11 protein-coding genes are annotated in these 14,540 nt (G+C 66.5%); all 11 read right to left on the bottom strand.

All coding sequences use genetic code 11. The features are described 5' to 3' along the window. Nucleotides 1-61: 61 nt before the first annotated feature. The gene (gene cysS / locus KHZ24_08975; protein MBS5451321.1) at nt 62-1,534 is read right to left on the bottom strand and encodes a cysteine--tRNA ligase; all 1,473 of its coding nucleotides are present in this window, start codon (nt 1,532-1,534) and stop codon (nt 62-64) included. Nucleotides 1,535-1,588: 54 nt separating this feature from the next. Continuing rightward, on the bottom strand, nt 1,589-2,086 hold the full coding sequence (locus KHZ24_08980; GenBank protein MBS5451322.1) for a 2-C-methyl-D-erythritol 2,4-cyclodiphosphate synthase: 498 nt from the start codon (nt 2,084-2,086) through the stop codon (nt 1,589-1,591). 3 nt (nt 2,087-2,089) lie between these two features. Beyond that, a complete protein-coding gene (gene ispD, locus KHZ24_08985; protein MBS5451323.1) occupies nt 2,090-2,962 on the bottom strand; it encodes a 2-C-methyl-D-erythritol 4-phosphate cytidylyltransferase in 873 nt (290 codons plus the stop codon). 35 nt (nt 2,963-2,997) lie between these two features. Next, nucleotides 2,998-4,053 (bottom strand): DNA integrity scanning diadenylate cyclase DisA, encoded by a 1,056-nt coding sequence (gene disA, locus KHZ24_08990; protein ID MBS5451324.1) that lies wholly within the window; start codon nt 4,051-4,053, stop codon nt 2,998-3,000. Between the two features lie 127 nt (nt 4,054-4,180). Then, entirely contained in the window at nt 4,181-6,775 is a 2,595-nt protein-coding gene (locus KHZ24_08995; protein ID MBS5451325.1) for an ATP-dependent Clp protease ATP-binding subunit, read from the bottom strand. A gap of 549 nt (nt 6,776-7,324) precedes the next feature. After that, the gene (locus tag KHZ24_09000) at nt 7,325-8,371 is read right to left on the bottom strand and encodes an ABC transporter ATP-binding protein (GenBank protein MBS5451326.1); all 1,047 of its coding nucleotides are present in this window, start codon (nt 8,369-8,371) and stop codon (nt 7,325-7,327) included. A gap of 6 nt (nt 8,372-8,377) precedes the next feature. After that, entirely contained in the window at nt 8,378-9,409 is a 1,032-nt protein-coding gene (locus KHZ24_09005; protein MBS5451327.1) for an ABC transporter ATP-binding protein, read from the bottom strand. Next, nucleotides 9,409-10,323 (bottom strand): ABC transporter permease, encoded by a 915-nt coding sequence (locus KHZ24_09010; protein MBS5451328.1) that lies wholly within the window; start codon nt 10,321-10,323, stop codon nt 9,409-9,411. Before KHZ24_09010 ends, KHZ24_09005 begins: the two co-directional genes overlap by 1 nt. A 48-nt stretch (nt 10,324-10,371) precedes the next feature. Then, nucleotides 10,372-11,328, bottom strand: a complete 957-nt coding sequence (locus tag KHZ24_09015; GenBank protein MBS5451329.1) for an ABC transporter permease — start codon at nt 11,326-11,328, stop codon at nt 10,372-10,374. 112 nt (nt 11,329-11,440) lie between these two features. Continuing rightward, the gene (locus KHZ24_09020) at nt 11,441-13,036 is read right to left on the bottom strand and encodes an ABC transporter substrate-binding protein (GenBank protein ID MBS5451330.1); all 1,596 of its coding nucleotides are present in this window, start codon (nt 13,034-13,036) and stop codon (nt 11,441-11,443) included. A gap of 659 nt (nt 13,037-13,695) precedes the next feature. Beyond that, a partial coding sequence (locus KHZ24_09025) for an ABC transporter substrate-binding protein (protein MBS5451331.1) occupies nt 13,696-14,540 on the bottom strand: 845 nt, incomplete at its 5' end.

Consider the following 14,540-nt stretch of genomic DNA (forward strand, 5'->3'; position numbering starts at 1 on the left):
TACCGCGCCCCTCGACCTGGACGCGGCGATGTCGGTCCTCCTGGGGATTTGCGAGGCGGGGCTAGGCGCGGCGGACGCGCGCGCCCTGGGCCGTGTCCTCGACAAGCAGGCCAATCTCGGCGAGCTGGTCGCGGATGGCATCGGCACGCGCCCAGTCCTTCGCGGCGCGGGCGCGGGCGCGCTCCTCGAGGATGGCAGCTGCGGCCTCGTCCACGTTGTCGCCCTCGTAGCCGACGAGGTCGGCGGCGACGCTCGTCAGGATGAGCGGCAGGTCGCTCGTTTTGATGGGCAGGTCTATGCCGAGCAGCGTGAGCGATCCCGTGATCGCCGTGGCGGCAGCCGTGACGGCCTCGATATCGACGGCGCCGGCCGCGCGCTCGAGATAGGCGTTGGCCTGCGACACGAGCGTGAAGACGGCCGCAAGGGCACCCGCCGTGTTGAAGTCGTCATTCATCTGGGCGGCGAACTCGTCCGACGCCGCCTGGGTCGCGGCCTGCAGCTCGGCAGCGAGATCGGCGTCGGTCTGCGCCCCCTCCGGGACGTGGCCCGCAGCCCAGCGCAAGTTCTCGAAGGCCGTCGCCATGCGCGCGAGCGAGCCCTGCGCGCCCTCGAGCCGCTCGAACGAGAAGTCGAGCGGGCTGCGGTAGTGTGTCTGGAGCATGAGCAGGCGCAGCGCCGCAGAAGGATACTTGTCGAGCACCTCCTTGAGCGTGAAGAAGTTGCCCAGGGACTTGGACATCTTCTCGCCGTTGACGAGCAACATGCCCGTGTGCATCCACAGGTTGGCGAAACCCTCGTGCCAGCAGCAGCTCGCCTGGGCGCTCTCGTTCTCGTGGTGCGGGAAGGCAAGGTCGGACCCGCCGCCGTGGATGTCTATGGGCGTACCGAGATAGCGGTGCACCATGGCGGCGCACTCGCTGTGCCAGCCGGGGCGGCCCTTGCCCCACGGGGAGTCCCACATGGGCTCGCCGGGCTTTGCCGCCTTCCACAGCGTGAAGTCGAGCGGGTCGCGCTTGTCATCGTTGGCGTCGATGCGCGCGCCGACCATGAGGTCGTCGACGTTGCGGCCCGAGACATTGCCGTAGTCGGGATCGTTGCGCACGGAGAAGTAGACGTCGCCGTTTCCGGGCGCGTAGGCGTAACCCTGGTCGATCAGGCTCTTGATCATCTTGATCATCTGCCCGATCTCCTTGGTGGCGCGCGGGCGAATGTCGGGATCGAGGATGCCGAAGCGGCGCATCTGCTCGACGAACGCCGTCGCGTACTCCGTCGCGACCTCCTCCGACGTGCGGCCCTGCTCGTTGGCGCGCTTGATGATCTTGTCGTCGACGTCCGTCAGGTTCTGCGCAAACGTCACGTCGTAGCCGCTCGCCTCCAGCCAGCGGCGGATGACGTCAAACGACAGGAATGTACGCGCGTTGCCGATGTGGATCTGGTCGTAGACCGTGGGGCCGCAGACGTACATGCGCACCTTGCCCGGCTCTATCGGCGTGAAGTCGACCTTCTCGCGCCGGGAGGAATCGTAGATCTTCATGGGGAGCTCCTTTTGGGGAGAGTCGCAGATGTCTCGTGGGCCAGGACTGAGCGCTCAGGCCTCGGCGGGGGTCGCCATCTTTTCCATGAGGGCGACGGCCCAGGCAGCGATGCCCTCTTCGCGGCCGACGAAGCCGAGGCGCTCCGTCGTCGTGGCCTTAAGGCCCACCTGGTCGGCACTCACGCCGAGGGCGGCCGCAAGACGCGCGCGCATCTCGTCGCGATAGGGCGAGAGCTTGGGCGCCTGTGCGGCGATCGTACAGTCGCAGTCCACAAGCTCGAAGCCCTGGCTGCGCGCCAGCTCCATGACGCGGCCGAGCAGTACGAGCGAGTCCGCGCCCTCATAGGCGGGGTCGGTGTCGGGAAACAGCTTGCCGATGTCACCGCCACGGATGGCACCCAGGATGGCGTCTGCCAACGCGTGCGTCACGACGTCGGCGTCAGAGTGGCCGAGCAGACCGCGCTCGTGGGGGATGTCGACGCCGCCAAGCACGAGGCGGCGCCCCTCGGCAAACGCGTGCACGTCATAGCCGTGGCCGATGCGCAAACCCATGCCTTACGCCTCCCCCTGCGCCGGATCGCCGTAGCGGGCGCGCAGCGACGCCTCGACCTGGGCGACATCTTCGGGCACGGTCAGCTTGATGTTGTCGCGCGGGCACGTGACGAGCAGCACGCGGCCGCCCACGCGCTCGACGAGCGACGAGTCGTCCGTGCCGATGAAGCCCTCCTCGAGGGCGGCGAGGTGCGCCTGGCGCAGAATGTCGGCGTGAAACACCTGCGGTGTCTGCGCGACCCAGAACATGGAACGGTCGGGCGTGCCCACAACGGCGTCGCCGTCGATGACCTTGAGCGTGTCGATGGCGGGATGCCCGCACACAACGCCGTCGGCGTCGATCGTGCCGCGCAGCGTGTTGATGGCGTGCGTGATCGTCTCGGGAAGGATGAGTGGGCGGGCGCCGTCGTGCATGGCGATGACGTCGAACTCAGGAGGCACGGCCTCGACGCCGCGGAACGCCGACGTCTGGCGCAACTCGCCGGCCGGCACGACGTCGACGGGCGTCACGAGGTCGAACGGATCGATAGCGACACTGCGATACTCTTCGGCGCGCTCCGCCGGGCAGCACACAACGATGCGTCCGACCTGCGGGACAGCGTCAAACGCTTGCAGCGCCCACGTGAGCAGCGGCTTGCCCAGCACGCTCATGAGCTGCTTGCCACCCGCATGGCCAAGGCGCTCGCCCTTGCCGCCGGCCACGATGACGGCGGCCGTGCGCGCCTTGCGCCCGACGCAGCCCCTGAGCGGGGCGACGCGTGTCGTGACGGCCGCGGCGGACGTGACGTCGATCTCGTCGAGCACGGACGACCCAATGACGGCCGGCTCGAGCACGGGATCGCCCGCACCTGCTGTGATGATGTCATGGGAAGACATGGCTGTCCTCTGTCTCTTCGTTCGTCGCCGGCTTTTTAGCTCTTCTTGCCCCACATGCGATACAGACTGTCAACGAGAACGGGCGGGTTGTTGACGCCCATGTCGCCCAGCTTCTCCGGGTCGCGCTTCACATCGTCCATGAGTGCCGGCAGGCTGCCGTACTCGTTGACGATGTGCTCCACCGCGGCGTTGGGCACGGCCGTGGACAGGTGAAGCGTGCGCAGGCCCAACGGCGTGAGCACGCTGTCCTCGTCGAGGTCATCATAGCCAAGTATGCGCGCGATGCGCATGGGAGACGCCATGTCGCGCGGGCTCAGCGCATCGAACTCACGCCGGATGCGCTGGGCCTCCTCCTCCGACGAGCTCGAGGCGTAGTCGCGGATTGCGAGCGTGAACTCCTCGTCCATGCCGCCGGCGAGCTGCTCGAGCTGCATGCGCACGAGCTTGCCGTTCGTCCCGAGCTGCGGCACGAGCGCCGACAGGCTCTGAGCGGCCTGCAGCAGCAGCTGGAAGCCACCAAAGACGCGCGAGACGTCGCCGAGCGTCACGAAGTTGTCGAACTCCTGGCGCGTGAGGCGACTCAGCAGCGCGTCGAGCGAGTTGCGGCTCGTCTGCAGCGCGACGACGAGCTGGTTTACCTCGTAGCCGAGCTCGGAGACGCCACGCAGCTGGAAGCTGCGGCCGCGCACGTAGAGGTTGACGACCTGGCGGCGCTGCGACACGGAGATGACGATGGCGTCCGTCGCCATGCTGACGCGCGCGGCGGTGCGATGGCGCATGCCCGTCTCGGAGACGGGCAGCGACGGGTCGGGGTTCAGGTGGAAGTTCGCGCGCATGATCGTCGTGAGGTCGCCGTCGATGACGATGGCGCCGTCCATCTTGGACAGCTCGAACAGGCGGTTGGCCGTGAAGGCGATGTCGAGCGGGAAGCCGTCATCGCCGGAGGCCAGCACGCTCTCGGAGTCGCCGATGCAGATGAGCGCCCCCAGGTGGCCGGCAAGAATCATGTCGAGCGCCCCGCGCAGCGCCGTGCCCGGTGCCGTCAGACGGATGGCCTCGTCAATGCGCTCCTGGACCTCATGGTTGCTCATGCGCCCGCCCTTCGCCGTATGCCGCCACTCCCCTAGGCTTATCATAACAATGTTGCGGCTGCACCCGGGCTTCAAGGCCCGCGTGCAGCCGCAAAACGTAACGGTTCAGAGAATCTCTCGCGCCGTTTTAGTTACCGGCGCCGATCTCGCCCGCAACCGGCGACGACGGCGAGGAGAGTCGACCGCGCGGCGGGCGCGCGATGCGGCTGTCGCCCGCGAGGCTCTCGCGACGGCGCGGGGCCGGGATCTCGCCCGTGCCCGGCGTGAACGTGAACTTGCCGTCCACGGCGTCGACGTCGATGACGGAGCCTGCGTGCCACGTGCCCGCAAGGATGGCCTCGGAGATGGGGTCCTCCAGCAGGTTCTGGATGGCGCGGCGCAGCGGGCGAGCACCGTAGGCGGCGTCCGTGCCCTCCTTGGCGAGCTGCTTTTTGGCCTCCAGCGACAGGTTCACCGTCATGCCGCGAGCGATGAGGCGGTCGCGCAGGTCGTCGACGAGCAGGTCGATGATGCTCATGAGCTGCTCGTCCGTCAGCGACTTGAACACGATGATGTCGTCGATGCGGTTGAGGAACTCCGGCTTGAACAGCTTCTTGACCTCGGCCATGACGTTGCGGTGGATCTCGTCGTCATCAAGGCCACCGCCCTGACGCGCTACGGCAAAGCCGAGCGGCGTCGACGTCTGAGCGATCTGGCGCGCACCGACGTTGCTCGTCATGATGATGACCGTGTTGCGGAAGTCGACCTTGCGGCCCTGGCCGTCTGTCAGGCGACCCTCCTCCAGGATCTGGAGCAGGATGTTGAACAGGTCAGGGTGGGCCTTCTCGATCTCGTCGAACAGCACGACGGAGTACGGCTTCTGGCGCACGGCCTTCGTGAGCTCGCCGCCCTCGTCGTAGCCGACGTAACCCGGAGGCGCGCCGACGAGCTTGGACACAGCGTGCTTCTCCATGTACTCGCTCATGTCAAACGTGATGAGCGCGTCCTGCGTGCCGAACAGGAACTCGGCAAGCGCCTTGGACAGCTCCGTCTTGCCGACGCCCGACGGGCCGAGGAACACGAACGAGCCAGCGGGGCGACGCGGGTCGCGCAGGCCGGCGCGCGAGCGGCGGATGGCCTTGCTGACCTTTGTGACGGCCTCATCCTGACCGACGATGCGCTCGTGCAGCACGGACTCCATGCGCAGCAGCTTGTCGGTTTCGGCCTCCGTGAGGTTGGAGACCGGCACGCCCGTAGCGCGCGACACGACGGTCGCGATGTCCTCGGGCGTGACGTCGACCGTGCGCGACGCCGCATCCTCGCGCCACGCCTTCTCGGCCGCCTCGATGCGAGCCTGGATGTCCTTCTCCTCGTCGCGCAGGGACGCCGCCTGCTCGTAGTCCTGCTCCGAGGCGCACTTCTCACGCTTGGCCTGGACATCCTTGAGCTGGGCAGCCAGCTCTTCGAGCTCGGCAGGGCGGGGCGCCGCGTGGATGCGCGTGGCGGCACCGGCCTCGTCGAGCAGGTCGATGGCCTTATCCGGCAGGAAGCGATCCTGGATGTAGCGGTCGGACAGGCTGACGGCAGCCTCGACGGCCGCGTCGCTGTAGTGGACGTGGTGATGCTGCTCGTAACGCTCGCGCAGGCCGCCGAGGATCTGCAGCGACTCCTCGGGCGTCGGCTCGTCGACCATGACCGTCTGGAAGCGGCGAGCGAACGCCGAGTCCTTCTCGACGTGCTTACGGTACTCGTCGAGCGTCGTGGCGCCGATGACCTGGATCTCACCGCGCGACAGCGGCGGCTTGAGAATGGAGGCGGCGTCGAGCGAGCCCTCGGCGCTGCCGGCGCCGATGAGCGTGTGCATCTCGTCGATGAACAGGATGATGGACGGGTCGGCGCTCACCTCAGCGACGACGCGCTTGAGGCGCTCCTCGAACTCGCCGCGATACTTGGCGCCGGCGACGAGCGATGCGACGTCGAGCGTCCACACGGAGCGCTCGCGCAGCAGCTCGGGGACGTCGCCCGCGGCAACGCGCTCCGCCAGGCCCTCGACGACGGCTGTCTTGCCGACGCCGGGGTCGCCGATGAGCAGCGGGTTGTTCTTTGTGCGGCGCGCCAGGATCTGCATGACGCGCTCCGTCTCGTCGTCGCGGCCGATGACGGGGTCGAGCTTGCCGTCGCGGGCGAGCTGCGTGAGGTCGCGGCCGTACTCCTTGAGCGCCGAGTCCTCGTCGCCGCCGCTCGAGGAGGCGAAGCCGCCGGCCGGCAGGCTGATGCCGCCCATGGGCACCGCCGCGGGGGGCTGGCGCTTGGGGGCGAGCTCGCTAATGGCGTTGCGCACGGCGTCAGAGGACACGCCCATGCGGGTCAGGGCCTCCATGGCGACGCCGTTGCCCTCGCGCAGGATGCCGAGCAGCAGGTGCTCCGTGGCGATGTAGGACTGGCCGCCGGACAGCATCTCGCGCAGGGCACTCTCGAGCACGCGCTTGGCGCGCGGCGTGTAGGGGATGTGGCCACCGGGCGTGGGCTCGTCGGGCTTGGCGGCGACCTGCTTTATCTGGTCGAGCGTCTCGTCGTAGGTCACGTCGAGCTTGCGCAGGGCCTGTGCCGCGATGCCGTCCTCCTCGCGGATGAGGCCGAGCAGCAGGTGCTCCGTGCCAACGTACATCTGGCCGAGCTTGCGCGCCTCCTCCTGGGCAAGAACCATGACCTTGCGAGCGCCGTCAGTGAACTTCTCGAACATGGCGCCTCCTTCGTGAAAATCGCAGCGTAGTGCGGGACAGGATACTTGATTCCGTCCCGTGCACGGCGCTTGCCGGCAATCCGGCGCTGTTTTTACGCGGTTAATACCCCATCTGCGCCTTTTTGCCACGCTCGAAGGCGGTTACAACCAAATCCGGAAAACTCCAGGGTGATGTGCGGCCAGGAATCGAGCTCGTGTATGGGACACCTACCGGCGGGACGCCCCCGCCTCGAGGAAATCCCAGGTCGCGGGAAGGTGGGCGAGCCCGGGTGCCACGAAGGGCATGCACGAGCGGGATTGCTGGCCGCCGGCCCGGCCCGCGGCTGCAGGAGGAGGCTTGCAGCCATCTGGCGCGTCTATGTCGGAGGGGCCGGCAGGGCGCTGGGGCTAGCACGTTCGCGCCGAGGGGCCAGCGGGCCACGGGGGCTGGTGCGCCCGCGCCGAAAGAATCGGTGGACTCGCAGGCGAAAACAAAAGACGCTGCCCGGCGACCCCGAGGGGTGCCAGGCAGCGCCGGGTGAGCGAGTGCAGCCTGCTGCGGAAGCGCGGTTAGTGCAGGGCGTCGCAAGCGACGAAGTGGCCGGGCGTGACCTCGCGCAGCTGCGGGATAGCCTTGGAGCAGCCCTCGCACGCCTCGGGGCAGCGCGTGTGGAAGCGGCAGCCGTCGGGAACGTGCAGCGGGCTAGGCAGCTCGCCAGAGAGCATGACGCGCTGGGAGGCCCGGGCGACGTTGGGGTCGGGGATCGGGATGGAGCTCAGCAGCGCCTTCGTATACGGGTGCAGCGGGTTGTCGTACAGCTCGTCGGAGGGCGCGACCTCGACGAGGCGGCCCAGGTACATGACGCCGATGCGCGTGGAGATGTGGCGCACCATCGACAGGTCGTGCGCGACGAAGAGGTACGTCAGGCCCAGCTCGTGTTGCAGGTCCTCGAGCATGTTGACGACCTGCGCCTGGATGGAGACGTCGAGGGCCGAGATAGGCTCGTCGCACAGGATGAAGTCCGGGTGGACCGACAGCGCGCGGGCGATGCCGATGCGCTGGCGCTGGCCACCGGAGAACTCGTAGGCGAACTTGTACATGTCGTCGCGGTGCAGGCTCACGCGGTCGAGGATCTCGGCCACGCGGTCATCGATCTCGTCGGCGCTGTACTTGTGGCCCACGCACAGCGGCTCGGCGATGATCTCGCGGACGTTCTGGTGCGGGTCGAGCGACAGGTACGGGTCCTGGAACACGATCTGCATGCGACGGTGGATGTCGACGAGCTCGCGGCCCTTGGCACGCGTGATGTCGTGCCCCGCGAAGGTGATCGTGCCCGCCGTCGGCTCGTACATGCGGATGAGCGTGCGGCCCAGCGTCGACTTTCCGCAGCCGGACTCGCCGACGAGGCCGAACGTCTCGCCGCGATGGATCTCGAGGTCGATGCCGTCGACGGCCTTGACGACCTGCTTGGAGCGGCCGAAGAACGAGCGCACCGGGAAGTGCTTGCACAGCCCCTCGGCCTTCAGGATGACTTCGGAGCTCGCAACGGCGCGCCCGCTCGCGTCACGGGCGGCGCCCTGCTGAGCGGGCGTCTGCGTGGACGTGGTGTCTGCCATGATCGCCTACGCCTCCTTCGCCTGGTGGGCCGTCATGCGGTCGAGCTCGTCGGACGTGTAGACGCAGCGAGCGCACTGGCCGTCGGGATACGTCTGCCAGCCGGGCATGCCCGCGCGGCACTTCTCACCCGAGAAGGAGCACCTGCCGTCGAACGGGCAGGCCTCCGGCGGGTTGATGAGCAGCGGGGCCGAGCCGGGGATGGAGACGAGTCGGCCGAGACGGCGCCCGTTGGGGTTGGGCACGGCGCCGAGCAGGGCGCGCGTGTAGGGGTGGCGCGGCGCGTAGTAGATCTGATCTGTCGTGCCCTGCTCCATGATGAGGCCACCGTACATGACGGCGACGCGGTTGCACAGGCTGGCGACGACGCCCAGGTCGTGCGTGATGAGCACGACGCTCATGCCCTCCTCGTCACGCAGGCGCTTGAGCAGGTCGAGGATCTGGGCCTGGATCGTCACGTCGAGGGCCGTCGTCGGCTCGTCTGCGATGAGCAGGCGCGGACGGCAGCACAGGGCCATAGCGATGAGCACGCGCTGGCGCATGCCGCCGGAGAACTCGTGCGGGTACTGGCTGAGGCGCTGCTCCGGCGAGGGGATGCCAACCTGCGACAGCACGCGGACAGCCTCGTCGTCGGCTTGTTTGCCCGTGAGACCGCGATGGCGCTTGAGCACCTCGCGCAGGTGGAAGCCGATCGTCTGCAGCGGGTCGAGCGAGGTCATCGGGTCCTGGAAGATCATGGCGATGTCGCCGCCGCACATGGCGCGGCGCTCTTTCGCGTCCATCTTGAGCATGTCGCGGCCGTCGAACGCCAGCGTGTCCGCCGTGACGTCGGCGTTGTCGGGCAGCAGGCCCATGACCGACTTCATCGTCACCGACTTGCCCGAGCCGGACTCGCCGACGACGGCCATGAAGTCGCCATCGTTGACCGTGAGGCTGACGCCGCGCACGGCCTTGACGAGCGTGTGGTGCGAATGGAACGTCGTGCACAGGTTCTCGACGCGCAGCAGCTCCTTGGGGGCGCCGTTCGTGGTCGTGCCCATCAGTCCTGCCCCCTCTCGCCACTCATAACCTGCGGGTCCGCGAAGACGCGCATAACGTTGCCGAACTTGTTGAACGCGAAGATGACGATCACGATCAGCAGGCCGGGGATGATGGCCATGTAGATATCGTTCTGCATCGTCGTCTGTGCCGCCTGCAGCAGGCTGCCCCACGAGGACATGGGCTGCTGCACGCCGACGCCGAGGAACGACAGCGACGACTCCGTCATGATGGCGCCGGCCAGCGACGTCGTGGACGCCGTGATGATCGTCGGCAGCGCCGAGGGGATGATGTGGCGTGCAATGACGCGAGGCGTGCTCACGCCGCACAGGCGGGCGTACTGCACGAAGTCGCGCTCCTTGATGGACTGCGTCTCCGCGCGCACGAGACGGGCGATCTCCATCCAGCTGAACAGGCCGATGACGAGGATGATGGACGTGATGCCCGGCTTGAGGAAGATGGACACCACCATGACGAGCACCATCCACGGGATGGACGACAGGATGTCGACGAGGCGCATGAGCAGTGCGTCGACGATGCCGCCGCACAGGCCGGCCACCGTGCCGACGACGATGCCGATGACGAGGCTCGTTAGCATGGCCAGCGTACCGACGAGCAGGCTGACACGGCCGCCGTACAGAACGCGCGCAAGGTAGTCGCGGCCGAGCTCGTCCGTGCCGAAGAGGTGCCGCAGCGACGGGCCCGACAGACGATTCACGACGTCGGTCGCGTTGGGGTTGAGCGGCAGCAGCGGCGCGATGAGGCACGCCACGATGATGATGGCGAGCAGCGTGATGGAGACGACGGCGGTCTTGTCCTTGCGAAACGCCAGCCAAGCCGCGTCGAAGCGCGTCCACTTCTTCGGCTGCTCACCGGGCGCGAGCTCCGTTGCCTTCTTCTTGGAGTCCTTCGACATTACTGCGCACCTCCCTGGCGAACGCGCGGGTCTTGGAGTCCTTCGACATTACTGCGCACCTCCCTGGCGAACGCGCGGGTCAGTCAGGGCGCACAGCACGTCGGCAAGCAGGTTGCCCAGCACGACGAGCGTCGAGGAGAACACGAGGATCACCATGACGACGGGATAGTCCATGCCCTTGATGGCCGTGATGAAGTACGGGCCGACGCCCGGCCACGAGAAGATGGTCTCCGTGATGATGGCGCCGGTGACGAGCAGCGGCATGGCCATGCCCAGACGGGTGATGACCGGCACGAGAACGTTGCGGCACACGTGCTTGACCATGATCTCCTTGCGCGTGGCGCCGAAGGCCTCCTGCACGGTGACGTAGTCCTGCGTCGTCTGCGTGATGGTCGAGCTGCGGACATAGCGCAGGTTATCCGGCAGGAACGCGATCGTCAGCGTGACGTACGGCAGGATGTAGTGCCGCAGAACGTCGATGAACGACCCGTCGCCAACCGTTTGCATGCCGACGATTGGCAACCAGCGCAGCAGGTAGCCGAACACGAAGATGAGCAACATCGACAGCCAGAACGACGGCACGGCGATGAGCACGGAGGCGATGCCGTCGATGATGCGGTCGAGGCGGCCGCCGCGGTGCATGCCGGCCGTCAGGCCCAGTGCGATGGCGAGCACGTAAGCGGTCAGGTAGGCCGGCAGCACGAGCAGGATCGTGTTGGGCACGCGCGCGGCGAGCTGTTCTGAGATCGCCTGCTTCGTGACGATGGAGTAGCCCATGTCGCCGGTGACGAGGCCCCCGAGCCAGTTGGCATAGCGCACAAAGAATGGCTGGTCATAGCCGTACTTGGCTTTGATGGCCGCAACGGTCTCAGCGGACATCTTCGGGTTGACCATGGCGTCCACGGCGTCGTAGGGCGCCAGGTCCATGAGCAAGAACACCAGGATGGTGATCAGCAATACGATGGGCACCGCGATGAGTATGCGGCGTAGGATGTACTTTGCCACGGCTCCGAGGTCCCTCCCCTTCTAACGAGCCTTCCGGGCCCGCACACGAGCGGGGCGCCCTGTGAGTCCCGGGCGCCCCGCACGATGTACGAGCTGGCGTGAGCAGGTAGATTTACTGCATGTCCAGCTTCGAGAGGTCCTCGAACGTGTAGACGGGCACGAGCTTGGCCTCCTCGATGTTCGTGACGTTCTGCGTCGTCACGAGCAGGCGCTTGTTGGAGTACATCGGGTAGAAGGCAGCCGTGTCCTGGATGACCTGCTGGACCTGCGTGTAGATCTCCTTGCGCTTGGCCTCGTCCGTCTCGACGGAGCCCTGGTCAAACAGGTCGTTGATCTCGGGGTAGTCGTAGAACATGTAGTTCCAGGGGCCGCCCGTCGCGAACAGCGACTCGAACATGCTCGGGTCGATGCCCATGATGTAGCCGCCGAAGTACATGTCGTAGGAGTTGTTCGGGTCCTGCATGGACTGCGCGAGCGCGTTGGCGTCGACGCCCTGGAGGTTGAGCGTGATGCCGGCGGCAGCGGCCTGCTCCTGCATCATGACGGCGCACGTCTGCTGCAGCGTGTCGGAGGCGGAGTAGGCGAGCGTCAGCGTCGGGTTGGGCTGGCCGGCGTCAGCGAGCAGCTGCTTGGCCTTCTCGACATCCTGGGCGTACTTCTCGACCTGGTCGCCGGCGTAGAACTGGCTCGTCGTGGGCAGGAACGTGTCCTCGATGTCGTAGTACTCCTCCTTGAGCAGGGCAGCCAGCGCAATGGAGTTCTTATCGAAGCTGTAGAACACGGCCTTGCGGACGTTCTCGTCCTTCATGCGGTTGCAGTTGACCATCATGTAGGCGACGCGGCCCTCGGAGTAGGGCGTGACCTTGAGGCCGTTGCCCTCGATGTTCATCTGCTCGACCTGGGCGGGCGTGCCGATCCAGGCGTTGACCTCGCCGGCCTGGATGGCCTGCATGCCCGTGTTCTCGTTCGTGATGATCTGGAATACGACGTTGTCGACCTTCGGGGCGCCCAGGAAGTAGTCGGGATTGGCCGAGAACTTGAGATACTGGCCGACCTGGTACTCGTCGAGCTTGTAGGGGCCCGTGCCGACGCCCTGGGAGTTGACGTCGTTGTTCTCCCAGTCCGTGACGCCCTCGTAGAGGTGCTTGGGCATGATGAAGAACTGGCTCAGCATCTCGGGCGCGGCGGCGTTGAGGAACGGGAACGTGAAGTTGACGGTGAGGTCGTCCACCTTCTCGACCTTAACCTGGCCCTGGTCGCCGTAGTCGAGCTGCGTGAACTGGTTGGCCGTCTCATCGGCCTCGACAGCCTCGTACGTGAACACGACGTCGTCGGCCGTGAAGGGCTCGCCGTCGTTCCACTTCACGCCCTCGCGCAGGTGGACGGTCAGCGTCAGGTGGTCGTCGGACTCATCGTAGCTCTCGGCGAGGAAGTAGTTGATGCCGTCGGCGTTGCACATCCACAGCGGGCTATAGACGAGCTTGAGCGTCATGAGGCCGAAGCGGTCGCTCGTCGTGATGACGTTGGGCGAGACGCTCGGGTCGCCGGCGATGGCGTACGTGAACGTCTTGCCGCCCTCGGACGCGTAGGCGAACTGCGCGTCGCTGGCAGAGATGCCCACCTGGGCGAGGCCGGCCGCAGCCAGCGCACCGGCGGCGACACCCATGAACGAGCGACGGCTCATCCGCTTGTCGAGAACGTTCTCCATGCTAGAAGCCTCCTTCTGCGCGGGCACGCCACTGTGGCGGCCCGCCCACGGACGTCTGTGGATCGCCTGCGAGCGTGGCGCGCCCTCGCGATGGGACGCGGCGCTTCGCGAGGCCCGGGAGAGCCGGGCACCGGAAAGCGACGCGACGCAAACCGCCGGAAAGCGCTGCGCACCAGGGATCCCTCTGGCAACAAGGGGCCAGATACCCGGTTAGTTTAGCCAGAAAAGGGCATCTACCGACACTGAAACCCAGTTTTTACCGACACGTGGGCATGCGCGGGACGGCGAAAGGCGGCGACAGCGCCCCGAACGTCCCTCGAGCCGGAAGCCCTGCTCATGCGATTCGCGACACTTTAGTTACATAAAGCGTCGGTCAATGGTCGGTTTGCCGTGGCGAACGGTATTCTCTATACACAGAGCGCGTCGGAGACAGCAACGGCAGACAACTCGGGATACCTCGGGGCGCCGAGCAAGAGGACCGTGGTGAGGTCGTCGAAGCGGTGTCGATCATCTCCCTCGTTCACCGTTCGCTCACATGGGCGCCGCGACAATGGAAGGCTTCCTGTGGGACAGGGCGACAGTGCGCCAAGACACCCAAGGAAAAGCCCGCCCGGATGCGCAGAGCACCCGGGCGGGCCTTGGGGAGCAGAGGTTGGTCTCTACGCGTCGAGCGTGAGCTTCGACAGGTCCTCGAACGTGTAGATGGGCACGAGCTTGGCGTCATCGAAGCCGCCGACGTTCTGGGTCGTCACGAGCAGGCGCTTGTTGGAGTACAGCGGGTAGAAGAACGCGGCGTCCTGGATGACCTGCTGGAGCTCGGTATAGATCTCCTTGCGCTTGGCAGAGTCCGTCTCGACAGCACCCTCGTTAAACAGCTCGTCGATCTTGGGGTAATCGGCCGCATCGTAGTGGCTGTAGTTCCATGCAGCGTCGGAGACGAACAGCGTCGAGAACGTGCTGGGATCGATACCCATGATGTAGCCGCCAAAGTACAGGTCATAGGTGTTGTCGGGGTTCTTCATGTCGTTGGACAGCGCCGTGGCGTCGACGCCCTGGAGCGTCAGCGTGATACCGGCTGCAGCAGCTTGTTCCTGCATCAGGACGGCAGCCGTCTGCTGCAGCGAGTCACTTCCCGAGTAGCCAAGCGTCAGCGTAAGGTTGGAAGCGCCGGCCTCCTGCAGCAGGGCTTTGGCCTTCTCGACATCCTGGTCATAACGCTCGACCTGGTCGCCCGCATAGAACGAGTTCTCCGGCGGCAAGAACGTGTCGACGAGGTCGAAGCACTCGTCGGAGAGCAGCGCCGCCTGCGCGATAGCGTGCTTGTCAAACGTATAGAGCAGGGCCTTGCGCACGCGCTCGTCGCTGACGCGCTTGGCGTTAAACATCACGTAGGCGACACGGCCCTCGCCATACGGCGTGACCTTGAGGCCGTTGCCCTCGATGTTCATCTGCTCGACCTGGGCGGGCGTGCCGATCCAGGCGTTGACCTCGCCGGCCTGGATCG

The organism is Coriobacteriia bacterium (assembly GCA_018368455.1).
Classification (GTDB): Bacteria; Actinomycetota; Coriobacteriia; order Coriobacteriales; family UMGS124; genus JAGZEG01.